The sequence below is a fragment of the Deinococcus sedimenti genome, assembly GCF_014648135.1.
Classification (GTDB): domain Bacteria; phylum Deinococcota; class Deinococci; order Deinococcales; family Deinococcaceae; genus Deinococcus; species Deinococcus sedimenti.
The window spans coordinates 21,048-44,558 of the sequence record NZ_BMQN01000022.1 but is presented as its reverse complement, the minus strand read 5'-3'; the positions used below and the strand labels follow the sequence as shown (position 1 = coordinate 44,558).

Below are 23,511 nucleotides of genomic sequence, written 5' to 3'. Positions count from 1 at the left end.
TTTGTCGTGCCCGTTCGCGACCGATCACACGTTCAGGGATGTGCCGTCCAGCACAGTCTCAACCTGAAGATGTCCGGTACAGAGGAGCCGTACATTCATGTGGAGATCAGCGATGATGAGGAGCCCTGGCTGACTGGCACGTTCCGTCACTTCGCGGACGGTCTCAAGTCGGCAGGCGTCGCGCTCCACCAGCGGGATAAGCGCGGCTGGTAAAGAGTGCCCAACACCTTCACGTCATGCCCTGGTGCAGTGTGACGCGACCGGTTGGGGGTATCGGCCTGTGGCCTGGGAACGCCCGTCACGGTCTGACCGGCCTGGCCCCCGAACCCCAGACGCACAGCAGCCCCCACGGCGCGCTCAGCAGGGCAAGCACGGCTCCAGCACCACCGGCGCGCAGCCGTAACAGGGCGGCCCGGCCGTCACGGTCCCCCATGCCAGCGCGGCCAGCACCAGCGCCATGGTCCGGCGCCGGACCGTCACGCGTCCGACCTCGCCACCAGGCGCCCCGCCGCATCGACGTGCAACTGCCGCACCAGGACCTCCGGCCCGAACGCCGGATTCAGGTACCACAGCCCAGTCCGACGCTCCTCCAGTTCCGCCACTCCGGCCGCCATCTCGGCGAGCACGATCTCCCGCACCGCTGGGTCCGGCAGCAGCGCGTGCAGGTCGATCGGGGTGGGCGCCTCGCGCGGCCGGTCAATCTCCTCCTGCGGCAGGATCAGCTTGATCAGTGGCACCTGCCCGTCCTCCAGTGGCCGCAGCTGGTCCCGGTGCACCGCGTCGAGCATGTAGGCCGCCGCGGACTCCCACGTCTCCGGGCTGTTCATTTTCCCGGCCGGGACCTGGATGAAGGAGCCTTCGTTCCCCCGGGTGACGGTGAAGAACACGGCGTCCGCGTCCGGCACGACCGCGCCGAACGTCACGCCGGGCGGCATGCTGGCCTGCCACGCGTCCACCCCTTCTGCGGCCCAGGCCTTCAACTGCTCCACGCTGTAGCTCATGCCGTCAGGCTACCCGGGTTCCGCGTCCGACGTGGGCGCACCTGAGTGGGACAGTGTGCTCATTCGCGCATGTTCGTCTTCAACTGCTCGCGTACACTCCACCGGATGCGCTCCTGCCAAGACTTCATCGTGCGCGCCATGCTCGACCTGACCAGCGCGGCCCACGTCCCGTTCGGCGCGGCCGACGTGTACCCGCTCCTTCGGGCGTGGGGTGCGCCGTGCAAGGAATTGACCGTGCGCGCCTACGTCTACGCCGCCCGGCTCGAACTGTCTGACGGGACCCCAGTACGGACAGAGCGGGTGGCCCGGGGGCGCTTCCGACTGAACGATCCGGCACAGGCGAGAGCGGCACTCCTCTCTGCGGCGCCTGAGTGGACGCCGCTGCTGACCTCGGCGTCAACCGCGGCTGACTGATCAGTTCAGCCCTGGAGCCACTTCTGCAGGTCACTCCAGCCGCCCGTGCCGTACGCGTCCGGCCCATCGCCGCGCAGCTGTCGCCACTGCCAAGTGCCGCCCTCGCGGGTCATGCTGCCCATCTCTCCGGACGTCCGGGACGCGTGGTACAGGGTGCGCTCCTGGGTGGACTGAGGATCGGCTGGGAGGGGGCGGCCAGGGGTGAACAGCACCGGTCTACCCTACGGCAGTCCAATGGGTTATTGGCCCCTGACTGGTGGAGGGCAGAGTGGTGATTCAACGGGATACTCACTCCACGTCATGCGCAAGACTGTTGCCCCGACCTGTTGAGCCGACAACTCCACACCCTGCTTCAGGGGGAGATCGGCGTTCCACGCCAGGCGTTCGGAGAGGGCGGCGAGGACCGGTGCGGGCTGTCGAGGCTGCCACGTGCCGTCTTCGACATTCAGGGTGACGCGCTGCCGGGTCCCCAGGAGGAACACCACCTGGATCAGATGAGTGGATTCACGGTCACGAACGGCGGTCTTTGGACTCAGCACTCCGAGCACGGATCAGCCTGCTCAACATCCAGGCACTCCGGGCAGTTGACCCGATCGAGCAGTGCATCACTGGACGTCTGACTGACGAACACAGTCGGCGTGGGAATGGGTGACGAGTCCGGGAGTTGTGGGGGCACCTGCTGAGTGTACTGGCACCTCCTCACGCCCGCACGTGCATATGCCCGGCGGTGTCGCTGATGGGAGAGGGGAGGGTGCTGATTGGCACGCTGAATCCTGACCGCGTTGGATTCTGCCTTGAGCAGAATCGGCTAAACTGGCGGTGATGACGAGGGATGTGCTCACCCAGGCGCGGGAGATCCTGCAGCGGATCTGGGGGTACGACGACTTTCGCGGGACGCAAGGCGACATCGTCCGCACAGTCGCGAGCGGTCAACATGCGATGGTCCTCATGCCGACCGGCGGCGGGAAGAGCCTGTGCTATCAGGTGCCCAGCCTCGTGCGCTCCGGCGTGGGCATCGTCGTGTCCCCCCTGATCGCGCTGATGAAGGACCAGGTGGACACCCTGCGCCAGCTGGGCGTGCGAGCGGCATACCTGAATTCCACCCTGGCACCCTCTGCTGCCCGTGCCGTAGAACACGCGGTGCAACATGGGCAACTCGACCTGCTGTACATCGCGCCGGAACGCCTCTTGCTGCCACGCACCCTGGAACTGCTCCACCAGGCGCCGATCGCGTTGTTCGCCGTGGACGAGGCGCACTGCGTGTCCCAGTGGGGTCACGATTTCCGCCCGGAGTACCAGCAACTCAGCGTCCTAGTCCGCGAGTTCCCTGACATCCCCCGCCTTGCCCTGACGGCCACTGCCGACGACCGCACCCGCGCAGATATCCGCCGCGTGCTGGGCCTCGAGAACGCCCCTGAATTCCTCTCCAGTTTCGACCGCCCGAACATTCAGTACCGCATCGCCCCCAAGGAGCAGCCCAAAGAGCAGCTACTGGACTTCATTCAGGCTGAACATGCCGGCGATGCGGGCGTCGTGTACTGCCTTTCGCGCAAGTCCGTTGAGGACACCGCGCAGTGGCTGCAGGAGCAGGGCCTGCCCGTCGTGGCCTACCACGCGGGGCTGTCACAGGCGGACCGTAGCCGCGCGCAGGAGCGCTTCCTGAACGATGAGGGCGTGATCGTCGTGGCCACTGTGGCATTCGGCATGGGCATCGACAAACCCAACGTGCGGTTCGTGGCGCACCTCGACCTGCCCAAGAGCATGGAAGGGTACTACCAGGAGACGGGCCGCGCTGGGCGGGACGGGCTGCCCAGCACCGCCTGGATGGTGTACGGCCTCGCCGACGTCGTGAACGTCCGACGCATGCTGACCGACAGCGAGGCCCCACCGGACATCAAGCGGGTGGAGGCGGGGAAACTCGACGCGCTCCTCACCTACTGCGAGACGGCCGCCTGCCGCCGTGAAGTGCTCCTGGCGTACTTCGGGGAGCATCACCCCGGCCCGTGCGGGAACTGCGATACCTGCCTGAACCCGCCGACCATGCGGGACATGACGCGTGAAGCGCAGATGGCCCTGTCTGCGGCCGTGCGCACGGGGAACCGGTACGGGGCGGCGTACCTCACGGACATCCTGATGGGCAAGGACAACGACAAGAACCGGCGGCACCGGTCCCTGCCCACGTACGGGATCGGGAAAGACCACGGGCTGCGGGTGTGGCGGAGCGTGCTGCGCCAGTTGGCCAGCCTGGGATACCTCACGGCGGGCCCGCACAACGGACTGACCACCACGGCCAAGGCCCGGTCAATCCTCGCGGGCACCGCGCCGTTGCTGCTCCGCGAGGACACGCTCGTGGTGCGCACGCCCAAACGAGTCCGGGATGCGGCAAGGATGGCACAGGCCGTCATCGGGGATGAAGACCGGCCGCTGTTCCTCGCGTTACGCGCGTGGCGGGCCGAGCGCGCCACGCAGCTGGGCGTCCCGCCATACGTCGTGTTCAGTGACACGGCCCTGAAGGCCATTGCGGAACTGCGGCCCGGCAGTCTGCACACGCTGGGCACGGTACGTGGCATCGGGGAGAGGCGTCTGGCGCAGTACGGCCTGGAGGTGTTGCAGGTGATCCGAGACGGCGTGCACCAGACTGCGCCGCGACCCCAGGGTACGGTGCAGGCCCACGAGTTCGGTCTGACACCCATCCGAAGCCTGCGGGCAGGCCCAGGTGTACCTGCACAGTCAAGTGGCCCCCTCCTGTCTGTGGAGCGTCCGCTCGACGTCGTGCCGCCTACTGGTGACGATGTGGCGAGGGCCACGGAGCCAGTGGTCCGGATGCCAGAACTCGTGGACATCCTCCACGTCGATGAGGTGGCGCCGCGTCCTGCTGAACTTCAGTTGGATACACCCGGGGCGTCACTCGCCGACGAGGGGATTACGACTGCGCTGAGTTCACTGCGCCGGGATCTGGCCCGGGAGACGGGGTACGCGGCGTACCTCATCTTCCCGAACGCGACGTTGGCCGCACTCGCTGAACGTCGGCCGCGAACCATGGCGGACTTTGGCGGCATCGCCGGGTTGGGACCGAAGCGGATTGAAGCGTACGGGGAACGCATCCTGGCGACCATTGAGAACGCCGTGCGCTCTCCAGGCCAACCAACCCGATTAATGCACTTGCCGGATGTTGACGTGCAGGAGAGCGCACCTCGTCCCTCGATTCCTATGGACGCTGACCTGATCACGACTCCACCACTTGCTCAGGTGCCCGAAACTGCTGTCGAACACCCCGCTGCGCCCGTACGGTCACCAGCCGTCATGGCGCCGCCCGAGCCGCGTCCTCGGACGGCCGCTGAACTGCTGGAACACGTGCGGGTTGCCCTTGAAGGGGATGATGGAATCCTGGCCGTGCTGGAGGAACTCGCTGCCCTACCCGACATGGCCGGCGGTCTTGATCCGGAGCACGCGAGAAGCGTGCTGGAACCGCTGGATGATGCGCGAGGTTTGCTGGGCACGCTGGTGCTACTGCATAAGAGAGCGCGGCGGCAGCAGGCCGCACGCCCCGAGAGTGAGCCGTCAGAGGTCTGAGACATGTGCAGCAGCAGTGACTTCGGTCGGGTAGCACCCTCAGATGACGGCCAGGGCACTGCCCGACTCAAAGGAGGCCACATGATCTGCCCCGAGTGCATCTGAACACCCTCAATCGTGACCGCACGCGGCCAGTACCCAGATTCGGGTGCGGGCCGCGCCTTCGTCCCAGTCGAATGCGCCTCGGACCATGGCAGGCCGCTCGCGTCCCCGTCAGACTGGATCCATGATCCGCGAGCAACTCACCGCGCCGAACCCGCAGGACCTCGCGGCGTTCCTGAACCGTCATACGCGCACCCGCGATTGCCTGATTCAGGTGGCCGGGCTCGCCGAGGTCTCCTACCTGGGGCGCGCGGCCAGCACCGCCGAGCTGGGCACGTACCTCGTGATGATCAAGCAGGATGGCAGCCTGCAGATCCACCACCCGACGGGGATCAAGCCCATGAACTGGCAACCGAAGACCGACCGCATCACCGCGGAGGTGGCAGAGGACGTGTGCATGCTCCTGGCGTCCCGGCGGAGTCCGGACGAACTCGTGCAGGTGATCTTCCTGGAACCGCAACTGGCGCTCGCGATGGAACTCGCGCAGGCCGGGGGATTCGTCCTGAAGGGCTCTGAAGCGCAGATGCAGCAGGCCCTGGCGGATCACCCGGAACTGATTGAACCCGGATTACGCGTGCTCAACCGCGAGTTGATGGTCGACTCCGGCGGTATCGACCTGTACGCGCAGGACGCGCAGGGCCGCTACGTCGTGGTCGAACTCAAACGCGGCCGCGCGACCCAGCACGCCGTGTCCCAGCTGGCCCGGTACGTGCGGTCCGTGCAACAGACGCTCGGCGAGCAGGCGACCGTGCGCGGCATTCTGGCCGCCCCCTCGATCACGACGCCCGCGCGCCTGGAACTCGAGAACCGCGGCCTTGAATTCCGGGAGGTCTCCGCACTGCCCGCTCAGGACGCGAGTGTGGCGCCCGTGCTCACGCAACCCTCCCTCTTCGACGCCTGAGACAAGCGCAGCCACCGCGCGGCATGAAACAGGCTGGAGGGCACCCGTGCCCTCCAGCCATCACCACGCGTGAGCCCGGAGACCAGCTGGTCTCCGGGCTCACTCAGGGGGTCAGCAGGGGACCGTGACGTTGGGAGTGACGAAAATGATGCAGTGCGTGTACCCGATCAGGCCATCGTCCGGCGGGTAGACGGGATAGGCCCCCGCAACGGAACTGAACACGGAGAGCAGCAGCATCAGACCAGCAGTACGAACTTTTTTCATGAATACCTCGGTGAAAGGACAGGGGGTTTGAGTCTGGGCGGACGGGGCGGTGCAGGCGTGCCCTGGGAGGGGCGCGGCACCGCACGCGGGAGGGGTTCAACAGATGGCGGTCACGCCTTTCGCCGTGACGATGAACGTGCAGGTGACGCTCCCGCCTCCGTCATCCGGCGGGTAGACCGGGAAGGCGCCGGCACCACCGGACAGGCAGAGCAGTGTGAGCAGGATTCGAGTGCGGGTCATGGAACCTCCAGGGGTGGGGCAAGCGGGTGTCAGGGGGCGCGGGCGATCCGCCGGGGGTGCGCGGCACCGCGCGCGGGCGACCAGGTCAGTCACGGTCGGGCGTCAGTACGGGAAGAGCGTGTTCAGTCGGTCCCCGCTGGGGACCGGCGTGGGGGAACCGAGCCAGTAGCGGTAGTACCCGGTCCCTTTGGGGTGGAAGGCTGTGAGGGCGAAATTGTTCGCGTCCGATCCACTCATCAGGTACGCGGAGGTCGCGGCGGTCGGGGTGGTCGCGTGGACGCCGACCTGCACGCCCGCGTCCCGGCACGCTTCCTTGACGTCACTGCCCAGCACGGCCGGGTCATTGGTGTAGGTGCCGTTGGCGGCGCGGTACGGGATCTGCGCGGCTACGATCGCCCGGCCGCACTGCTGCGCGGCCACGTCGTAGGGTTTTTTCTGAGCACCGGCGAAGGTCGGGAGCAGGAGGGCCGCGAGGACGCCGATGATGGCGATCACGACGAGGAGCTCGATGAGCGTGAAGCCCTGCGTGGACTGATGCATGGTGGGTCTCCTGGGAGGCAGGTCGCGCAGCACGTCGGTTTCCCGTGCGATGACCTGCAGGTGCCGGTCCAGTTCCTGGCGGCGGGCGGCGAGGAGGGTGCGCACGGCGCTGGGTGGGACGGTGGCGAGGGGGGGCGGGGGCGTGAGGGTCACGTGGACCATGTGCAGCAGTTCGCGGCTGATGCGGAGGGTGTCGCCCAGCAGCTCGGTCAGGCGGGCGTGCACGTTCCGGTCGCGGTCGTCCTGGTCGCGGTCGTCTGTGTCGGGCGTGGTCATCAGAACGTGGCGGATGACGGGCGGAGCTTCCAGCCGTCGCCGGTGCTGGTGTAGTACGAGCTGGTGCCCTTCCGGCTGTACACGTAGAAGTTGTAGTTCAGGGCGTCCGCGCCGATCAGGCCGTTCCCGGCCTGATTCGGCCCTGGAGTGAACCCCGCCACGTAACTCTGAACTTCGATGCCCGTGCAGGCTTCCGTCACGTCCGGTCCGAGTGCAGCGGGTGCCGTGCCGTACGTGCCGACACTGATCTTGCGGGTGGTCTGCGCGGTGATGATGGCGCGTCCGCACTGCAGGGCGGCCGTATCGTGCGGGCGTTTCTGCGCGTTGCTGAACGTGGGCAGGAGGAGGCTGGCGAGCACGCCGATGATGGCGATCACAACGAGGAGCTCGATCAGGGTGAATCCTTGGGTGCGCTGTTTCATGACTCTCCTGTCAGGGGCGAACGGGCGTGAAAGTCCGGGCGGGAACCTGGGGGTCCGCCCACGTGACGTAGCGGTAGATGACGTCCCCGCGGGGATTCCAGAGGTCCAGGCCGAACCCGTCGGTGGTGGCGGTGATGGTCTGTGACCCGGTGGCGGGGAGCGCGGCGGCGGGATCACCGGCGTACGTGACCTGCACGTCCCGGCAGGTGCGGGTGACGTCCGGCTGGGCGAGCTGGGCGACGCGGCTGGCGTACTCACCCGTGCGGGCGTGGTAGGTGACCTGCGCGGTGACGAGGGCGCGGCCACACTGGAGCGCCGCGACGTTGTGGGGGCGTTTGCGGACGCCGGTGAGCGTGGGGACGAGCACGGCCGCGAGGATGCCGATCATGACCGTGACCAGAAGAATCTCGATCAGCGTGAATCCCGTGGCGGTCGTGTTCGGTCGGTGCATTACAGGCCCCAGGCGGACCAGGTGAGGAAGCGGAGTTTGCAGCCGCTCGCGCCGCAGGACGTATCGTCGTTGCTGGTGGCGAACGCCCCGCTGCCGCGACTGTTGGCGACGAAGAACGAGGGCATGCCTTTGCTGTCGATGCTCGTAATGGCGTACTCGGTGCCGGTCGTGGATTTGGGCACGGCGTACGGCATGACGCGCTGACCCGCGCAGGCCTCCTTGACGTCACTGCCCAGGACGTCCGGGGAGAAGGGCGCGGCGGGCAGGGCACCGCCGTTCCCGGCGCGGTACGCCACGGCGCCCGTGACGATGGCCCGGCCGCACTGGAGGGCAGCGGTGTCGTGAGGTTTCTTCTGCGCGTCACTGAAGGTGGGGAGGAGGATCGCGGCGAGGACGCCGATGATGGCGATCACGACGAGCAGTTCAATGAGGGTGAACCCTTGAGTGTGGGTGCGGGTGTGCATGCTGGACTCCTGACGGATGGGGGTCACCACGTGAACAGGCGGTTGAGACGCTCGCCGGTGGTGGGGCTGTTGGCGAGGTTGTAGAGGTAGTACCCACTGCCCTGCGGGTGGAAGACCTGGAAGGCGTAGTTGCTGGCGCTGGTGGAGACGGACTGACTCACGGTGGCGGCGGCGTTCGTGGCGCGTTTGTCGTTGAGGGACACGCGGACGCCGGCGGTGGTGCAGGCTTCGGCGACGTCGCGGCCCATGTCGGTCAGGGGGCTGGCGTACGCGCCCCGGGTGAGGTTCGCGGTGGTCTGGAAGGTGACGATCGCCCGGCCGCACTGAAGGGCAGCGGTGTCGTGCGGGCGTTTCTGCGCGTCGCTGAAGGTGGGGAGCAGGATCGCGGCGAGGACGCCGATGATGGCGATGACGACGAGCAGTTCGATCAGGGTGAACCCTTGGGTGCGTGCGGCTGGGGATTTCTGCATGGGTGAGCTCCGGATGGGGGGAGGCGAGGTTCGGTGGACGGGGTGAGGGTGGGGGGAGAGTGGGCGCGCGGTTCGGGGGTCATACGCGCAGCACGTCGGGCGTGTCGATCCACTGGGGGTCGTGGGCGAGTTCGGTGGCCGTGGTGAGGGCCACGCGGCGGGCGGCGCGGTGCAGGTCGGTGCGCTCCTCGGGGTGCAGGTGCGTGAGCGCGGTGAGCAGGTCGGTGAGGGGGCGGGCGGCCGGCCAGAGGAGGACGGGCGTGGTGGGGGGCTCGTGCTCGGTGGTGGGTGTGGGGACGTGGTCGGACCAGAGGCGGATGGGGCGGGTGTGGAGGTCCTCGGCGGCCCAGGTGGGGACCTCGAAGGGGAAGACGCGGGTGGTGGTGCCGCCGGCGTGCACGCGGTAGAGGGTCCAGGGGCCGCAGGTGGCGTCCTGAATGTGGAGGCCGCAGTCGATCCAGGGGGCACTCCAGGTGGGGTCGGGGTGGTGGAGGGCGGTGGTGAGGAGGTCGAGGCGGAGGTGGCGGTGGGCGGTGCTGTCGTCGTGGGGGCTGCGGAGGGCGGCGAGGGTGCTGAGCCAGGCGCGGGAGAGGATGGGGAGGGTGTGATCGCCGACACCGGGGAGGAGGGCGCCGTCCGTCCAGAGGACGGTGCCGCCACGGCCGAGGTGGTGGGCGAGGGGGGTGACGCCGCAGGGGAGGGGGCGCTGCCAGGAGCCGGGGATGGGGTTGGGGTGGGGGCGGGGCGGCGCTGCCGGAACGTGCCGTCGAGCCAGCACAGTTCCCACCAGTTGGGAGGGGTGAGGGGGAGGGTCAGGGCGGTCGTCATGTCTGGCACGGTCCCATGCGTAGGGGTGACCGTCACGGATCTACCGGTGGGGGGGCAGGGGCGTGGGGGCGTCATGTGGAGCACGGTCCCCTGCGTGGGGGTGACGACGACTGGCCCCCCGCTGGGGGTGGGGGCGTGGGGGCGTCATGTGGAGCACGGTCCCTTGCGTGGGGGTGACGACGACCGGCCCCCCGCTGGGGGTGACGGGTCGGAATCGGGGGTGGGCGTGGTGGTCTGCAGGAGCGCCCGGACGAACGTGAGACCTTCTGGTGTGAGTGCGTAGAACGTCCGGGGGGGCTTCGATGAATCCGTGGCGTTTTCCTCTTCCGTGCGGCGCGCCGCGAGTCCCTGAGCGTGCAGGTCGCGTAGGGTGTTGTGGGCTTTTCCTGGGGTGACGCCGAGGGAGAGGTGGAGGCCGTACGCGTACTGTTCGCCGCCCTTGACGAGTTCGCGCAGGATGTGCCGGGTGAGGGGCGTGCTCAGCATGGTGATGAGGGTGGCGGTCGTGGGGGTGACCGGCTCAGCGTTTGAGGAAGTGTTCAAGTCGGCTGTTGCGGCGGGGGGCGCCAGTGTGCGCGGCGTACGTCCAGGCGGCGCGGAGGCCGGATGCGGTCAGGGTGTCCTTGGCGCGGGTGACGGCCGTGTACGCGAGCTGGCGGGAGAGGAGGCGGTCATGTTCGGGGGCGAGGGTGACGATGACGTCCGGCCACTCGCTGCCCTGGCTGCGGTGGATGGTCATGGCGTACGCGAGGGTGAGGGTGGGGTCGCCTGGGGTGAAGGTGTGCTCGGTGTCCTCGATGACGCAGGTGAGGTGCTTCCCGGCGTGGGTGACGGTGCCGGTCATGCCGTTCATCAGGCCGGTGTCGTGGTTGTTGCGGGTGACGAGGATGGGGTCCCCGGCGCGGAGGCGGGTGTCGCCGGGGTTGAGGGCGGCCTGCAGGGCGAGGTTCAGGGCGTCCACGCCGAGGGGTCCGGCGCGTCCGGCGGTCAGGATCATCGGACGCGCCTGGCCTTGGCGGGCCAGCACGAGCTGCACGATGTCCTCGGCGGACGTCGCGCTCACGAACGGCACGCCGGTCTGGGCGGGGCTCTCCCCGCTGATGAGCTGGGCGGCGAGGGTGAGGATGGGACTTCCGGCGGCCTGGCGGTGCGTCTGCGTGAGGCGCCCGGTGGGGACGGTGCGGGTGAGCGCGGCGAGGGGGTGGCCGGGGTCGATGGGGGGCAACTGGTCCTCGTCGCCAACGAGGATGACACGGGCGCCATCGCGGACGGAGCGCAGGAGCGCGCCGAGCAGGGCGTTGCTGGCCATGCTGACCTCGTCGACCACGAAGACGTCGCCGGGGAGGATGCCGCTGCTGAACTTGTGACCGTCGTAGCTGAGCAGGCGGTGGAGGGTGGTGGCGTAGCGGCCCGTGCTCTGCTGCATGCGGCTGGCGGCCTTCCCGGTGGGGGCGCACAGGACGCTTCGGAGGTTGGCGGCGTCCAGGGCGTCGAGGAGGGCGCGGAGCGTGGTGGTCTTGCCGGTGCCGGGTCCGCCGGTGATGACACTGACGGCCGTGCCCGCCGCGAGAAGTACGGCTGCGCGCTGCTCCGTCGTCAATCCGGGCGTGGCAGGGACGGACACCCGTGCGGGCGTGCTGGCCATGAGTCGGGCGATGTCGTCGGCGAGCCAGGCTTCCACGCGGTGCTGCTCGGGGAGGAAGGCCGCCTGAGCGTCTTCCAGGAGGAGCTGACCGTTCAGGGCGTCTTCAATGGCCTGCTGGGCTTCGTCATCGTCGAGTGCATGACTGTCCCGGAGTTCCCCGGCGAGGACGGGCAGGGGGAGGCAGGTGTGGCCGTACGCGAGGGCGGCGCGGCGGGTGAGTTCGTACGCGAGGGCGGGGCCGCGGCGGGGGTCGAAGGTGCTAAGACCCTGGAGTCGGGCGGCATGGTCGAGGACGCGCAAGGGGATGCCGTGGCGGATGGCGAGGTACGGCTGCTCGCGGAAGGCGCTGGGGGCACCGGCGCCGTGCTGGTTGAGGAGGGCGTGGGTGTGTTCTGGGGGGAGGCCGAGATCGGCGAGGGCCTGGAGGGCGCCGTAGAGGCGGCTTTCGCGGCGGGCGTGGCGGGTGAGGGCCTGGGCGATGCTGGCGGGGACGCGGGTGGGGAGGCTGGGGGCGTTCTGGGTGACGGTGTGGTGGGGGTCCGGGCCGAGTCGGGGGAGGAGTTCCAGGGCGGTGGCCTTCTGGGGTGGGCGCAGGCGGCTGTAGAAGGCGCGGGCGAGTTCGTAGGGGGTGATGACGCGTTCGGCGCGGGTGAGGGTGGAGCCTTCGGTCCAGGCGCGGAGGGTGCAGCCGGGGGTGACGGGGGGAAGGGGACCGTAGAGGGTGAGGGGGCCGTCTTCGGTGCGGAGCTGGCAGCCTTCGCTGGTGGGGGTGCGCCAGGCGCGGAGGACGGTGCCGAGGATGGGCGCGCCGGGATCGCTCATGCCTGCAGGGTGGGGTGCGTAGGGGTGACGACAGGGGAAACGCCGTGTCCCTCCCCAGGGTCACGGCGTGGATGCTGCGGGTCGAGTTCTCCAAACCGGTGACCCCGCGCTTCCCACCCTACCCTGTGGGCGGCGCGGTTTCACGAAGGCGTGTGGGTGCCAGGGGCATGTCCTGTCGGGCCTTGCACCTGCCATGCGTGGGGTTGACGACGGAGACGCCATTGGTGGGCCGGGCGGATCACCCCCTATCCAGTGAGTGTGAAGGGCATGACCACAGGACTGATGCAAGCCTCTGGCCTTCGGACCGATACCGTGCCTGGTCTACCCTCCCTTTTTGGGAGGTCTATCACGCTCCGGGAATCTACAACGCCCGTTTAACGGCAGGCGTTTCGGCCTATGGCCGTTCGGGTCTGGGTGCGCAGCGCGTCATTGACGCGCTGCCAGACCCCATCACGCGTCCACTGTCGGCAGTAGCTGGCCACCGCCTTTCAGTGCGGCAATTCGGCCGACAACATGCGTCAGGACACGCCGCCCCGCGTGATGGAGAAGATGGCGTCAACGACATCCCGGTGATTGATGGGTGCTGGACGTCCACCTGGTTTTGGCGCGGGAATCAGTGGGTAGAGGATGGCCTATTCAGCGTCCCTGGTGTCGCTCGGGTGGTGTCGGTGCCGAGTCATAACAAACAGTACGCTGAGTTCGGAGCTCCTCTCTCAAACCGCTTTCCAGACAGACTCTGAGATAGACAGCGGTGCCCACTGGACACCACTGTGCCGCGCCGGATGCGCCTGGCCCCCTCGGTTCCCCGCCGCCGGGGAGGCCGCTCCTTCAGCACTTGATCAACGCACGTAGAGTGGTTTCAAGGGATGGACGACCTATGCTGTCCTCCCATGACGCGTCCATCCGCCAGCCCAGCAATGTCTCCCTCCTGCGCTTCCGCATTTCCGCCGATGCGGTGTCATCCGTGACGGCCAAGGGGAACGTGGCGCCCAGGGCTGATGACGGTCTGGATGTGCTGTGCCAGCATCTCCTGCTCGACACGCCCGACGCGCCAGCCGTCCAGCGTCCGCTAACCTGGGCGCAGACGCTGCTGCCAGACCACAGGGTGAAGATCACTGCCCTGGACGCCGCCTCTCACCTCGCCGGGCCTGCCGAACCCCTCACCGGGCTCGGCGGCACCACCCTCGCGGCCCTACATGCCGAGGGGCCGCTTCTCACACCCGCGCAGCGCCAGATCCTGCGCGGCGCGGCGCAGGCCCTCACGGACAGCGTCACCCGCTACGTCCTCCACGATCAGCTGGCGCAGGCCACGACGTTCACGGCCGCCATGACGGACATTCACGCACTCAGCGCCGACCAGCACACGCCCACCGAGACTGCCGCCGCTGCCATGATCGTCCTGCACCGCAGCATGCGCGTCGACTGGAGCGGCCTGCTACACGTCCAGGACGGTCATCTTACCCTCGTGACCGACGCCTCCACACCCCGCGGGGAGCACCTCACGGCCCTGCTCACCCGGCGTCTCGCGTTCGGCGAGCCTCTCATGCTGCCCACCACGAATACCTTTCACGACGACTACACAGACTCCGATGGCGCCATCGACCATCTGCTGAACGCCGGAGTTCGCAGCGCCGCGTGGCTGCCGTTGAGAACCGACGGTGATCAGGACCAGTTCGTGCTGCTGCTCACGCGCCAGGACGAGCCGGCCATCTGGACCGCGCAGGAACAACGCCTCCTGAGCTCCGCGGCCCGCAGCGTCAGCATCGCCCTCGAACGGGACGCGGCCATGCAGCACCTCGAACGCCTCGCGCAGACCGACCCGCTGACCGGACTCGGCAACCGCCGTGCACTCGACGAGACCCTGCAGACCCTCGAAGGGCAAGCATTCACGCTGGGCTTCATCGACCTGAACGGTATGAAACGCATCAACGACGAACACGGACATGCCAGCGGTGACGACCTGCTCCGGACCTTCGCGCGGCACCTGCGGCACGACACGGTCCGCGCGTTCCGCCTCGGCGGAGACGAGTACGCCCTGCTCGACCGTGACGGCACGCCCGACCGGTTGCAGCACCTGACCGATCATGCCGTGCGTGCCACGCAGGCCGCTGGGTTTCCGATCACCGCGGCGCTCGGCACGGCGGACGTACCTACCGACACCCGCAGCCCCAGCCGGGCGCTGCGACTCGCAGATACACGCATGTACACTCACAAACGCGACGACGACCGCTGACTGTACGACCCACAGATTGACCGTCCGTCATACATCGTTTCGGTAGCGCACCCGAAAAACCGCGTCCAACGCACTCAGAACAACCCAGGCTCGAACTCCCGATCTGCGATCACGACGGCCCACCGTCGAGCCGGAAGCACTTTCAGCAGGCTGGCGACCAGCAGAATGCGGGCTGCCGTGTAGCTGTACCAGTGGCCCCGCGATTCCCACCCTACCCTGTGGATGGAGGGTGTGCCGGGGGGAGAGGCGATGCCTGCCGGAGGTGCTCGTTCAGCCCGCCGGGGCGCTGATGCCGTTGTCTTGTCAGGCCCTGCGCCCTGTCATGCGTGGGGGTGACGAACGTTAGACCCCAATGGGGGGCCGGGCGGGTCACCTCCAGGCCAGTGAGGGTGAAGGGCATGAGATGCAAGCCCCTGGCCTTCGGACCGACGCCGTGCCTATCGTGGAGACCGTGGTGCGGTTGGCGCTGGGCGAGGCGCCCAGGGCGGATGATGGGCGGTGGTTGACGCGGACCCTGGCGCGGGAGGTGCTGGGCGGTCTGCTGCGGGTCTGGGGTGATGTGGGGGTGTTGGGGGCACTGGACCGGATCATGATCCTGACCCTGGAGGACCTGCTGATCTTGGAGGGATTGAGTGGGGCGGATGGGGCGCTGCGGGGGGCGGTGGCGCGGGTGCAGGATCTGCCGTCGGCGCATGCGGCGCAGGTGTGGGGGGAGGTGCAGCGGGGGGTGGCGGTCCTGCTGGCCGCGTGACGGGGTGGTCGGAGCCGTTCCGGTGGACGGTGGTGGTGCAGCGGGCATTGATCGGGGAGACGGAGGCGGCGGTGCGGGCGTTGGCGGTGCGGGTGGTGGCGTGCTGCCCGGCGGCCGCGTCGGTGATCGTGAGCAGCTGCGCTGGCGTGGGGCTGCTGGATGCGGAGGGGGAGGTGCTGGACGTGGCGGATCTGGATGCGGACCTGGCCGTCGAGGTGGCGGAGTTGTTCGGGGTGGGCGTGTACGCGTTGCCGCTGCAAGGGCGGCCGGGGTGCCGGGTGGAGGCCGCGTACGAGCCGAAGGTGAAGCTCAAGGTGAAGCCGTGAGTCCCGAAGCGGTGTGGCCGCCCGAGCTGCCGGAGGTGGTGCTGGACTGGCCAGTGCCGCGGGGCGTGAAGATTCGTCCAGCGCGGTGGGTGGGCGGGGATGCGGCGAACTACCGGGCGCATTTTCAGGCGGCGGTGGATGCGGGGATGGCGTTGGCGGTGATCTGCAATGATGCGCCGAGAGGACCGGGGGCACGGGTGACACGGTGGTTTTGTCCGGGGGTGCCGATGCACGTGACGGGGGAGCAGGTGGTGGGGGAGGATGGGCGGGTGTGGCACGTGTTCCTGGTGCCGGCGGCCGCGGCGCTGCTGGCGCTGGAGCGCGGGCTGGTGACGTGCTTGCCGGAGTGAGCAGCCATCAGGGCAGGCGGTAGAGTGCCGGGCAAAAAAATGGAAAAAGGCCGATCAGGACGATACAAAGAAGACGGTTGAAAAACCGTCGACGGGAAGCCGTCAACGGTACGGCTCGGCATCGCAGTAGCAATGAGCCGAAAAGTCGGGGTTTCACTTGGCTGTTCATGGGGGCACGGACCAGGGGACGGCCGACGCAGCGCCGCGCATCCGCTGCCGCTGTCTCTTCACACCAGGGGGCGGGGCTGCGACCGCCCTGGTCACAACCAGCGCGGGACCCGTGCGCGGTACGCCTCGTACGTCTCCCCATGGACACCGTGCAAGTAGGCCTCCTCCAGCCGGACCTGCACCTGCATCAGGACCTCCCCCGCCACCAGCAGCGTCAGGGTCACGGCCTGTGGCGCGGCCAGGAACAAGCCCAGCAGCATCAGGCGCATGGCCAGGAAAATCGGATTGCGCGAGCGGGCAAACACCCCGCTTTGCACCAAAGCGGTCCGCGCCCGCGCATCCAGTCCGATGCGCCAGGATGCGCCCATCTGGGCCTGGGCCACCAGGGTTAGCCCCAGGGCATCGGCCATCAGGAGCCAGCCGCCACTCTGAAGCGCGGGGCTGACCAACCACGGCAATAACCCCATCAGGTCCGCCGACTGAGGTACAGCGGCCATCACCCCCGTGGTCAGCAGCACGGCGGCCATCAAGAGGCGCATGGCTGCGCCGACATATCCCTGCGGACTGTCATCCTGGGGCAGCACATACGGATTGGCCCCCGTTCGCCGCCAGACCAGCACCGAGCGCCAGACAAACGCCAGCAGCAGGTACAGCAGCGTGAAGGCGAACAGCGCTGGATACAAGACTTTAGATTCCATATCTGAGCATATATTCATATACAGAACCAAGCAAGAGGCCCAGAGCGTCTCGCTCTGGGCCACCGCGTTAAAACTTGACGAAGAAGGCGGTGAAGTACATCAGGGCGACACCGACTGTAAAGCCGCCCAGGGTGGACCAGCCCACCAGGGGCGCGCCCAGGGCCGCCGTGTTGCGCGCCACCAGGCGGCCGACCTCCCACACCACCTGCACGATAGCCCCCACGCCGACGGCCAGGAAGATGGTCGCCAGCACCGGATTGAACGCAAAGCCGCCCAGCCAGGTACCCAGGATGGCGGGTCCCCCCGCAATCAGCGCCAGCAGGACAAACTGAATGAATTTGGGTTTCTGCCGCACGACCGGCGCGACGATGCCGAGGCCCTCGGTGATGTTGTGCAGGGTGAAGCCCAGAATCAGGAAGGTGCCCAGCGCCGCTTCGCCCAGCGCGAACGCCGCCCCAATCGCCAGGCCTTCCCCGAGGTTGTGCAGCCCGATCCCCGTGGCGATGCGGTACGACAGCCCCAGAGGCGCTTCTTCCGGCTGACGTTTGCTGCCCAGCGCCAGCAGCACCCCCAAGGTCAACAGAGCGATCAGGAGCACCGCCGGGGTGCCCTGCCAGAAGGCGGGCAGCGCGGCCGCGAATTCCTGGGCGTCCAGGTATGTGCCCACCGCGAGGTAAACCAGCAGGCCCACCGTCAGCGCCAGGATGAAGTTCATGGCCCGCGCACTTAGGCGGCGCATCCAGGGGAACCAGAGCATGCCCAGCACCACCGGCACCACGCCCACGTACAGGCCCACCAGTCCGAAGCGCACCAAGAGATCGCGCCCGGGCTGCGGGGTCAGGGTGGCCACCGGAATCTCAGCCTCGAACACGGTGCCCAGCGAGGTCAGCAGCGCCACCTTGTGGGCTTCCCCGTCCACCCAGGGATACGGAATGGTCAGGGTCGCGCGGCCCAGGCGGGGAATGGGGCCAGCGGGCTGCGCCGTAAACGACCAGAAAGCGTCATCCACCATCACCTGTGGCACGGTGACGGTCTGGGGGCCGTCGTTGACCAGGTGCACCTGAATGACGCCTCGTTCAGGCAGGGTCACGCGGCTGACCTTAAGCTGCTCGACCGGTGGGCCCTGTAAGGTCTTCAGGCCGCCGCCCGTCGCCACGAGGTACGCGAGCACCGCCCCCAGCAGGAGCAGGGGCACAAGGGCCAGGCCCCACAGGCTGGTCCAGCGGCCAGCCGCCGTGGCCGGCGCGGTCACGAGCGGCCCCCAGCAGCACCCTGCCGGCTGCGCCGGTCCCAGCCAGCGTCCACTCCAGCGGCTTTCAAGGCCGCCGGATAGGCGTCTGGCTCCACCACCTGAAACGAGCCCATCCAGCCGAGCTCGGTGAACTCGCTGATGTGCGGGTGAAACATGAAGTTGCCGGTGAACTTGTACTTAAATTCCAGGATGCCGCGCTGGCCCTGGGCCTGCATGATGGTGTCCACGATGCGGCTGGTGGGCTCCAGGGTGGTGCCGGTGTCGTAGTAGTTGAAGAAGTTCGCGTGCAGGTGAAACGAGTTGATCAGGTCGAATTCTAGGATGTTGATCAGGTAGATGCGGATCAGTTCACCCTTCTGAACGGGAATGGGCCGGCGTGCGAACTCGAAGCCCACCGTGTTCACCGCATAGATCTCGTTGGCCCCGTCGAAGTTGGTGTCAAAGGCGTTTTGCACCATCACGAACTCACGCGCCGGCAGCCGCCCCTCTTTGGGATCCACGATGAAGGCCCCGTACATGCCCTTGTGAATGTGCCGTTTCAAGCTCGTGGCGTGGCAGTGGTAGAGGTGACAGCCGAAAGGCTCGGCGTCAAACTCGTAGACGAAGCGCCCGCCGGGCTGAATTTCACCGGGGCCGGCCCCAGGTACGCCGTCCATCTCGGCCGAGTGCACGCCGTGAAAGTGAATGGTGTGCGCGTGAATCGTCTGATTGATAAAGGTGATGCGCAGCCGGTCGCCTTCCGTGCAGCGCAGGGTGGGGCCTGGGACGCGGCCGTTGTATGTCCAGGCGGGGAAGAAGATGCCAGGGGCAATCTCGATCTCCTTATCCTGCGCGATCATGGTGTATTCGCGCAGCGTCTGGCCATTCGGGAGGGTGCTGACCTTGCCCCAGTCCCAGTCCGTGAGCATCGCCATCGGATCGAAGCCGTTGCGCTTGTGGTTGACCGAGCCGACCATCAGGTTGTTGCCGTGCCCGGTGTGTGCGGACGTGGCCGGTGCTGGGCTGGCCGGGGCGGCCCCAGGGTGGCCAGCGGGGTGTGACCCACTCTGACCCAGGGCCACACTGCCCGCTAGGGCGGCCGCACCGCCCGCCCCCACCCGCAGCACGTCGCGCCGGGAGAGCAGCGAACGCAGCCAGCTCACCGCTGCGCCTGCCCAGACCATTCATCTATCAGATTCATACCGTATTTTAGTCATGCCTAAAAAAAAGTCAAGGCGTGGCGAATATTGGGCAGCGGGATGTCACGTCTTCAGAGGGGTCGGGCACACCACACTTGCAAAGCCGCCCACTGACCAGATGGTCAGGCCAGTGGATGACCGCTTGCGGAGAACTGTAGACGGCGCCTTGTACGGGACTCCTCTGGTTCCAAGGCCTATGGGGAAGAGCGCCTCTGCTTTTCCATCGCCGGAGGCCCGCATTTGCTCGTGTTTGCTCTGCGATGCAGCTCTACGAGTCCGCTCGCCCCTCGCCTTCGGCTCACCTGAGTTCCGTATGACCGCAGCGCAGCTGAACTGGAACGTCTGATGGGCATTTTCGGGCGAGTCGAGGGGTCACCCGTGATACGGTGCCTGCACGCCAAGGTTCCTATGTCTCACCCCACGCCACGCACCCTGCAGACCCATCCCGCTCATTTCCTGGCTGGCATGACGCTGACCAGTGGCTGGGAGGTGCTGACCCCAGTGGGGTCTGCGGCGCCCGTTCATGAAGGGCAGCATTCGGTCGGCTACTTCGTGCAGCACCGTGACGGGCGCGAAGGGTTCCTGAAAGTCATTGACCTGTCCGACGTCTACCAGGCCCCCAACGTCATGCTGGAACTCCAACTTGTCTCCGCGCAGTTCAACTTTGAGGTCAAACTTCTCGACATCTGCCGGGACCTGCGCATGCACCGTGTCGTGCGGGCGATGGATCACGGTGAGGAGCGGCTGCCCGGCATCCTCGTTCCGGTGCCCTACATCGTGTTTGACCGCGCAGCCGGGGACATCCGCGACCACTTGGCCATGACGACCATTGATTCGGTCTGGCTCCTGCATTGTGTTCACCACGTCGCGGTAGGGCTGCAGCAGTTGCACGGGGCCCGGTATGCCCACAACGACCTGAAGCCAGCCAACATCCTGGTGTTTCCTGGGGACGGTTGGAAGATTGGGGACCTGGGCCGGGCCGTGGACGCCCGCGGCACCTCCCCCCACCACGAGCATCTGTTTTCCGGCACCATGGAGTACGCCCCGCCCGAAGTGCTGTATTTCGCGCCGTCCACCGAAGTCTGGCGGGAGCGCAAATGGGCTGACCTCTACATGCTGGGCGGACTGGTCACCTTCCTGTTTACCCACCAACACTTCAACACGTACCTGTACGACGAACTGGACGAACCGCTCCAGCCCATCATCTTCTGTGGGGAGTGGGAAGGCAGTTTTGAGGATCTGCTGCCGCATCTGCTGGGCGCCTTCGGCCGGGCGATGCGGACAGTCGAGCGGGAGCTGGTGGCCCGGGTCGGGCCTGAACTGGCCCCCGAGCTGGCCCGCTGCATCCGGGAGCTGTGCTGTCCAGAACCTGCCCGGCGGGGGCACCCCAGCAACGTTGGCACCCTCGACCCCACCAGCGTACAGCGGCACGTCAGTCTGTTTGACCTGCTGCGGCAGCGGGCTCTGCTGGCTCAGCGGCGTGCGCGGTGACCCAGTTGCCGCGGCAGGAAGACCGGCGCGTCATTCCGCGCTGGCGGGAGACCGCCACCGCCGTCCAGCTGGGAGAAGCCAACAGCCTGAACGCTGCGCAGCCTAAGGAAACGCAGCGGGTCCGGGCGCAGGCCAGCGTCCGCCTGTTGGAGTTGCAGACGGCGTTTGCGGCCCACCCTTCCGTGGGGCGGGCCGCTGAACTCACCGGCGCAGCCACCCTCCTGCGCCAAGTTGACGGCGCGCAGGACGCCGCCGCCTTTCTGCTGCGCCACCCTCACGACACCACACCGCGCGTGCTGCAGGCCGCACGGCACATCCTGGGTCAGCCGTTGGCCGAGTTGCGCCCCCTCTCTCCGCCCAACATGGACGAACTGGCCCCAGACGACATGCACAGTGAAGTGCGGCGGCTGCGCGCGGACCTGAAGGCGTTTGACCGGAGTCCGATGGCCCACGTGGACCTAGCCCGCATGTACGCCGCCCTAGGCGCGACCCGCAAGGCCGAGCGGCACCTGCGGGTCGCCCTGGGCTTGGCCCCGCACCACCGGCTGGTGCTCCGGGCGGCCGTGCGGTTCTACGTGCACGTGCAGGCACCAGACGAAGCGGTTCACCTGCTCCGGCGTCAACCCCGTACCCTCCACGACCCCTGGCTGATGGCCGCTGAGATCAGCTCCGCCATGGTGGCGGGCCTGGTTCCCCGAAGTATCAAACGGGCGCGCGAGGTGCTGGATCGCCGGGAGTTTCATCCGCACCACATGAGTGAGCTGGCCGCAGCCCTCGGCACCCTGGAACTCCAAGGTGCCAAACCCAAGAAGGTGCGGCGGCTGCTGCAACAGGCCCTGGAGCAGCCCACCGAGAATGCCCTGGCCCAGGTGCAGTGGGCGGCCCCTCAAGTGCGCCTGGATCTGGATGAGCGCCAGTGGACCGATGTGCCGCGCAACTTCGAAGCAGCCGGATGGACCAATTACGAAGCCCAGCAGTTTCAGGCGGCGCGCGCCGCTTACCTGGCTTGGTTCCAGGATGAACCGTTTTCTGCTGAACCTGCGATTCTGGCGGGGTACCTCTCACACCTGCTTGATCCCACCCCCAGCCGGGCCATTGACCTGACGCGCATGGCGCTGGCCGCCTCACCTGCCGAGGATCTGCTGCTGAACAACATGGCGTTTTACCTGGCTGAGGCCGGTCAGCTCGACCTGGCCCAGCAGTACCTCGCGCGCACCCAGCCGCTGCCCCCTGACACAGAACTGGGGCTCACGCTGAGCGCCACCCGGGGCCTGATCGCATTTCGCCGTGGCAACGAAGAACTGGGGCGCGCGCTTTATGAACAGGCCATCGCGGCGGCCCGCACCCGGTCGCTGTGGGAATACGAAACGCTCGCCACGCTGTACTACAGCCGGGAACTGGCCCGCATTCAGGATCCATCTGCCCCGGAACGGCTGATGCGGGCGCGCCTCATAGCAGAAAAGATTGCTGAGCCTGGACTGGTGCTGACCGCTCAGCGCGCCACGGCCGACGTGCTGGCTTTCAGCGAGGCGTAAACGCGGGGGTGGCCTGAGGCCACCCCCGCGCAAGGTTCGCTGATCAGGACGCTTTGAGCCGCAGGGCCGCCACCTGGGCGTCAAACTCCGCTTCTGTGATCACCCGCACCAGTCCGGTGTCATCGCGGCGGATCATGGTGTAGTAGCGGGAGTTGTTCTCCAGGCGTCCCAGCTGAACGTTAAAGGCCTGAACCACCGTCGCACCGTCGGGACGCTTCTCGATTTTGACGGGCACGGTGCCCACCAGATAAAACTTGGTCATCTACTCACCGCCTCCTTCTGCACTGACGCTGGCCCAGACCTGCTGGTACATCAGTGTACTCGCATCAATGAGTGTATCCAAGACAATCCGCTCAATGGCGGACAGTTCTGCCTTGCGTTCGAGAACCCGCCGCATTTCGTACAGGCGGTGCTCATAGGCGTCCAGCTCATCAAACGCCGCGTGACAGAACTTAATTTCCGCCGCGTGCCCCTGCACAGAGACCACAAACTGCAGGTCGCGGTAGCCACTGGCCTGAGGCTTGAGGAACCGGTCTTGAAAGGCCAGCACGTCAAAGCTCTCATGCACGCGCGCCGCCGCCGCGTACAGGGGGGTGAGTTGCCCAAACACGTATTTGCCCCCCAGGATGTCGAGTGGCACCAGACCGAACAGGTTGCCTTTCTCTTCTGTGCGGGCCCAGCTTTTGATGCCGTTCGGCCGGGGGGTGGCCCGCGCGCCAGAGAGGGTGCCGAAGAGCGTAAGTTGAGAGAGAAATTCGTTGCTCAGGTCCTGTGCCTGGGCATAGGCGTCTTGCAGATTCTGGGTGGGTTGCCGAATCTCAGCTGGCCGTTTGGGAAAGCGAGCCCGCAGCGCGTGCGTGACATCAAGCAGCTCAGCCGACAGCCCAGGTGATGAGGCATTGGGGAAAAGGTCATCTGCCGTCATGGAAGGTGGTCCAGTCTACTCAAGAAGTTCTCCTTGCCCACGCCTGATCACCGGGCAGGTGTCAGGCGCCGGCTGAGCACCGGAGGTCACCTCCCGTGGCGCAGGGCAATGTATCGGAAAACCACTGTCCCTTCTTGAAGGAGGGAAGCATTGAGTGGCCGACCCGGCGTCTGTCTGGAACCGACGCAAAA

At 67.3% G+C, this 23,511-nt stretch carries 27 protein-coding genes; 10 read left to right on the top strand and 17 right to left on the bottom strand.

Annotated elements, in window-relative coordinates; all coding sequences use genetic code 11:
• A partial coding sequence (locus tag IEY69_RS21860; protein ID WP_229784141.1) for a hypothetical protein occupies positions 1–213 on the top strand: 213 nt, incomplete at its 5' end.
• Between the two features lie 263 nt (positions 214–476).
• Here IEY69_RS21860 and IEY69_RS19610 read toward each other — a convergent pair.
• Positions 477–1,001: a hypothetical protein gene (locus IEY69_RS19610; protein ID WP_189074800.1), complete on the bottom strand. Its 525-nt coding sequence runs from the start codon at positions 999–1,001 to the stop codon at positions 477–479.
• A 105-nt stretch (positions 1,002–1,106) separates the two neighbouring features.
• Between IEY69_RS19610 and IEY69_RS19605 the strand changes: the two genes are divergently transcribed.
• Entirely contained in the window at positions 1,107–1,415 is a 309-nt protein-coding gene (locus IEY69_RS19605) for a hypothetical protein (protein ID WP_189074799.1), read from the top strand.
• 5 nt (positions 1,416–1,420) lie between these two features.
• Here IEY69_RS19605 and IEY69_RS19600 read toward each other — a convergent pair whose 3' ends face one another.
• Positions 1,421–1,627 carry a hypothetical protein gene (locus IEY69_RS19600; protein WP_189074798.1) on the bottom strand — a complete coding sequence of 69 codons (207 nt, stop codon included), beginning with the start codon at positions 1,625–1,627 and terminating at the stop codon, positions 1,421–1,423.
• Between the two features lie 610 nt (positions 1,628–2,237).
• Between IEY69_RS19600 and recQ the strand changes: the two genes are divergently transcribed.
• Both recQ and nucS read left to right on the top strand, forming a co-directional pair.
• A complete protein-coding gene (gene recQ, locus IEY69_RS19595) occupies positions 2,238–4,988 on the top strand; it encodes a DNA helicase RecQ (protein WP_189074797.1) in 2,751 nt (916 codons plus the stop codon).
• 226 nt (positions 4,989–5,214) lie between these two features.
• Complete coding sequence (nucS, locus tag IEY69_RS19590) at positions 5,215–5,991, top strand: endonuclease NucS (RefSeq protein ID WP_189074796.1); 777 nt, start codon at positions 5,215–5,217, stop codon at positions 5,989–5,991.
• A 111-nt stretch (positions 5,992–6,102) separates the two neighbouring features.
• On the opposite strand, the gene IEY69_RS19585 is transcribed toward nucS, so the two are convergent.
• The 10 genes from IEY69_RS19585 to IEY69_RS19540 all read right to left on the bottom strand — a co-directional run bounded on the left by IEY69_RS19585 (position 6,103) and on the right by IEY69_RS19540 (position 12,413).
• Positions 6,103–6,255 (bottom strand): hypothetical protein, encoded by a 153-nt coding sequence (locus IEY69_RS19585; protein WP_189074795.1) that lies wholly within the window; start codon positions 6,253–6,255, stop codon positions 6,103–6,105.
• 96 nt (positions 6,256–6,351) lie between these two features.
• Positions 6,352–6,495, bottom strand: coding sequence for a hypothetical protein (locus IEY69_RS19580; RefSeq protein WP_189074794.1), 144 nt, complete (start codon positions 6,493–6,495; stop codon positions 6,352–6,354).
• Between the two features lie 102 nt (positions 6,496–6,597).
• Entirely contained in the window at positions 6,598–7,311 is a 714-nt protein-coding gene (locus IEY69_RS22075) for a type IV pilin protein (protein ID WP_308425475.1), read from the bottom strand.
• Entirely contained in the window at positions 7,311–7,733 is a 423-nt protein-coding gene (locus IEY69_RS19570) for a type II secretion system protein (protein WP_189074793.1), read from the bottom strand. Before IEY69_RS19570 ends, IEY69_RS22075 begins: the two co-directional genes overlap by 1 nt.
• A 10-nt stretch (positions 7,734–7,743) precedes the next feature.
• Entirely contained in the window at positions 7,744–8,184 is a 441-nt protein-coding gene (locus tag IEY69_RS19565) for a type IV pilin protein (protein WP_189074792.1), read from the bottom strand.
• Positions 8,184–8,648 (bottom strand): type II secretion system protein, encoded by a 465-nt coding sequence (locus IEY69_RS22040; protein ID WP_189074791.1) that lies wholly within the window; start codon positions 8,646–8,648, stop codon positions 8,184–8,186. Before IEY69_RS22040 ends, IEY69_RS19565 begins: the two co-directional genes overlap by 1 nt.
• Before the next feature lie 23 nt (positions 8,649–8,671).
• Positions 8,672–9,118, bottom strand: coding sequence for a type IV pilin protein (locus IEY69_RS22035; RefSeq protein ID WP_189074790.1), 447 nt, complete (start codon positions 9,116–9,118; stop codon positions 8,672–8,674).
• 79 nt (positions 9,119–9,197) lie between these two features.
• On the bottom strand, positions 9,198–9,896 hold the full coding sequence (locus IEY69_RS19550; RefSeq protein ID WP_189074789.1) for a hypothetical protein: 699 nt from the start codon (positions 9,894–9,896) through the stop codon (positions 9,198–9,200).
• 194 nt (positions 9,897–10,090) lie between these two features.
• Positions 10,091–10,432 (bottom strand): hypothetical protein, encoded by a 342-nt coding sequence (locus tag IEY69_RS19545; RefSeq protein WP_189074788.1) that lies wholly within the window; start codon positions 10,430–10,432, stop codon positions 10,091–10,093.
• A gap of 34 nt (positions 10,433–10,466) precedes the next feature.
• Positions 10,467–12,413: an AAA family ATPase gene (locus tag IEY69_RS19540; RefSeq protein ID WP_189074787.1), complete on the bottom strand. Its 1,947-nt coding sequence runs from the start codon at positions 12,411–12,413 to the stop codon at positions 10,467–10,469.
• An 877-nt stretch (positions 12,414–13,290) separates the two neighbouring features.
• Here IEY69_RS19540 and IEY69_RS19535 point away from each other — a divergent pair.
• The 4 genes from IEY69_RS19535 to IEY69_RS19515 all read left to right on the top strand — a co-directional run bounded on the left by IEY69_RS19535 (position 13,291) and on the right by IEY69_RS19515 (position 16,073).
• Entirely contained in the window at positions 13,291–14,646 is a 1,356-nt protein-coding gene (locus IEY69_RS19535; RefSeq protein WP_189074786.1) for a GGDEF domain-containing protein, read from the top strand.
• Between the two features lie 403 nt (positions 14,647–15,049).
• Positions 15,050–15,397: a hypothetical protein gene (locus IEY69_RS19525; RefSeq protein WP_189074785.1), complete on the top strand. Its 348-nt coding sequence runs from the start codon at positions 15,050–15,052 to the stop codon at positions 15,395–15,397.
• A complete protein-coding gene (locus IEY69_RS19520; RefSeq protein WP_189074784.1) occupies positions 15,394–15,723 on the top strand; it encodes a hypothetical protein in 330 nt (109 codons plus the stop codon). The genes IEY69_RS19525 and IEY69_RS19520 overlap by 4 nt, the downstream gene beginning before the upstream one ends.
• Entirely contained in the window at positions 15,720–16,073 is a 354-nt protein-coding gene (locus tag IEY69_RS19515) for a hypothetical protein (protein ID WP_189074783.1), read from the top strand. Before IEY69_RS19520 ends, IEY69_RS19515 begins: the two co-directional genes overlap by 4 nt.
• A 260-nt stretch (positions 16,074–16,333) precedes the next feature.
• Here IEY69_RS19515 and IEY69_RS19510 read toward each other — a convergent pair whose 3' ends face one another.
• From IEY69_RS19510 to IEY69_RS19500, 3 genes are all read right to left on the bottom strand, one after another.
• Entirely contained in the window at positions 16,334–16,939 is a 606-nt protein-coding gene (locus tag IEY69_RS19510; protein ID WP_188846677.1) for a methyltransferase family protein, read from the bottom strand.
• A 67-nt stretch (positions 16,940–17,006) separates the two neighbouring features.
• Positions 17,007–18,191 (bottom strand): ZIP family metal transporter, encoded by a 1,185-nt coding sequence (locus IEY69_RS19505; RefSeq protein ID WP_188846675.1) that lies wholly within the window; start codon positions 18,189–18,191, stop codon positions 17,007–17,009.
• The gene (locus IEY69_RS19500) at positions 18,188–19,147 is read right to left on the bottom strand and encodes a multicopper oxidase domain-containing protein (protein ID WP_229784139.1); all 960 of its coding nucleotides are present in this window, start codon (positions 19,145–19,147) and stop codon (positions 18,188–18,190) included. Before IEY69_RS19500 ends, IEY69_RS19505 begins: the two co-directional genes overlap by 4 nt.
• Positions 19,148–19,834: 687 nt before the next feature.
• Between IEY69_RS19500 and IEY69_RS19495 the strand changes: the two genes are divergently transcribed.
• Positions 19,835–20,860, top strand: a complete 1,026-nt coding sequence (locus IEY69_RS19495; protein WP_188846671.1) for a protein kinase domain-containing protein — start codon at positions 19,835–19,837, stop codon at positions 20,858–20,860.
• A gap of 146 nt (positions 20,861–21,006) precedes the next feature.
• On the top strand, positions 21,007–22,395 hold the full coding sequence (locus tag IEY69_RS19490; RefSeq protein WP_189074782.1) for an amino acid adenylation domain-containing protein: 1,389 nt from the start codon (positions 21,007–21,009) through the stop codon (positions 22,393–22,395).
• Between the two features lie 43 nt (positions 22,396–22,438).
• Here the strand turns inward: IEY69_RS19490 and IEY69_RS19485 are convergent, their stop codons facing one another.
• Both IEY69_RS19485 and IEY69_RS19480 read right to left on the bottom strand, forming a co-directional pair.
• Entirely contained in the window at positions 22,439–22,657 is a 219-nt protein-coding gene (locus IEY69_RS19485) for a hypothetical protein (RefSeq protein ID WP_107139242.1), read from the bottom strand.
• Positions 22,658–23,320, bottom strand: a complete 663-nt coding sequence (locus IEY69_RS19480) for a hypothetical protein (RefSeq protein WP_188846667.1) — start codon at positions 23,318–23,320, stop codon at positions 22,658–22,660.
• Between the last annotated feature and the right edge of the window lie 191 nt (positions 23,321–23,511).

Excerpts from the sequence above, each read along its gene's own strand:
- IEY69_RS19495 (WP_188846671.1), top strand. The coding sequence starts at position 19,835 with ATGACGCTGACCAGTGGCTGGGAGGTGCTGACCCCAGTGGGGTCTGCG.
- IEY69_RS19540 (WP_189074787.1), bottom strand. The coding sequence starts at position 12,413 with ATGAGCGATCCCGGCGCGCCCATCCTCGGCACCGTCCTCCGCGCCTGG.
- IEY69_RS22075 (WP_308425475.1), bottom strand. The coding sequence starts at position 7,311 with ATGACCACGCCCGACACAGACGACCGCGACCAGGACGACCGCGACCGG.
- recQ (WP_189074797.1), top strand. The coding sequence starts at position 2,238 with ATGACGAGGGATGTGCTCACCCAGGCGCGGGAGATCCTGCAGCGGATC.
- IEY69_RS19610 (WP_189074800.1), bottom strand. The coding sequence starts at position 1,001 with ATGAGCTACAGCGTGGAGCAGTTGAAGGCCTGGGCCGCAGAAGGGGTG.
- IEY69_RS19525 (WP_189074785.1), top strand. The coding sequence starts at position 15,050 with ATGCAAGCCCCTGGCCTTCGGACCGACGCCGTGCCTATCGTGGAGACC.
- IEY69_RS19510 (WP_188846677.1), bottom strand. The coding sequence starts at position 16,939 with ATGGAATCTAAAGTCTTGTATCCAGCGCTGTTCGCCTTCACGCTGCTG.
- IEY69_RS22035 (WP_189074790.1), bottom strand. The coding sequence starts at position 9,118 with ATGCAGAAATCCCCAGCCGCACGCACCCAAGGGTTCACCCTGATCGAA.
- IEY69_RS19480 (WP_188846667.1), bottom strand. The coding sequence starts at position 23,320 with ATGACGGCAGATGACCTTTTCCCCAATGCCTCATCACCTGGGCTGTCG.
- IEY69_RS19605 (WP_189074799.1), top strand. The coding sequence starts at position 1,107 with ATGCGCTCCTGCCAAGACTTCATCGTGCGCGCCATGCTCGACCTGACC.
- IEY69_RS19485 (WP_107139242.1), bottom strand. The coding sequence starts at position 22,657 with ATGACCAAGTTTTATCTGGTGGGCACCGTGCCCGTCAAAATCGAGAAG.
- IEY69_RS19565 (WP_189074792.1), bottom strand. The coding sequence starts at position 8,184 with ATGCACCGACCGAACACGACCGCCACGGGATTCACGCTGATCGAGATT.
- IEY69_RS19580 (WP_189074794.1), bottom strand. The coding sequence starts at position 6,495 with ATGACCCGCACTCGAATCCTGCTCACACTGCTCTGCCTGTCCGGTGGT.
- IEY69_RS19585 (WP_189074795.1), bottom strand. The coding sequence starts at position 6,255 with ATGAAAAAAGTTCGTACTGCTGGTCTGATGCTGCTGCTCTCCGTGTTC.
- IEY69_RS22040 (WP_189074791.1), bottom strand. The coding sequence starts at position 8,648 with ATGCACACCCGCACCCACACTCAAGGGTTCACCCTCATTGAACTGCTC.
- IEY69_RS19570 (WP_189074793.1), bottom strand. The coding sequence starts at position 7,733 with ATGAAACAGCGCACCCAAGGATTCACCCTGATCGAGCTCCTCGTTGTG.
- IEY69_RS19500 (WP_229784139.1), bottom strand. The coding sequence starts at position 19,147 with ATGGTCGGCTCGGTCAACCACAAGCGCAACGGCTTCGATCCGATGGCG.
- IEY69_RS19545 (WP_189074788.1), bottom strand. The coding sequence starts at position 10,432 with ATGCTGAGCACGCCCCTCACCCGGCACATCCTGCGCGAACTCGTCAAG.
- IEY69_RS19535 (WP_189074786.1), top strand. The coding sequence starts at position 13,291 with ATGCTGTCCTCCCATGACGCGTCCATCCGCCAGCCCAGCAATGTCTCC.
- nucS (WP_189074796.1), top strand. The coding sequence starts at position 5,215 with ATGATCCGCGAGCAACTCACCGCGCCGAACCCGCAGGACCTCGCGGCG.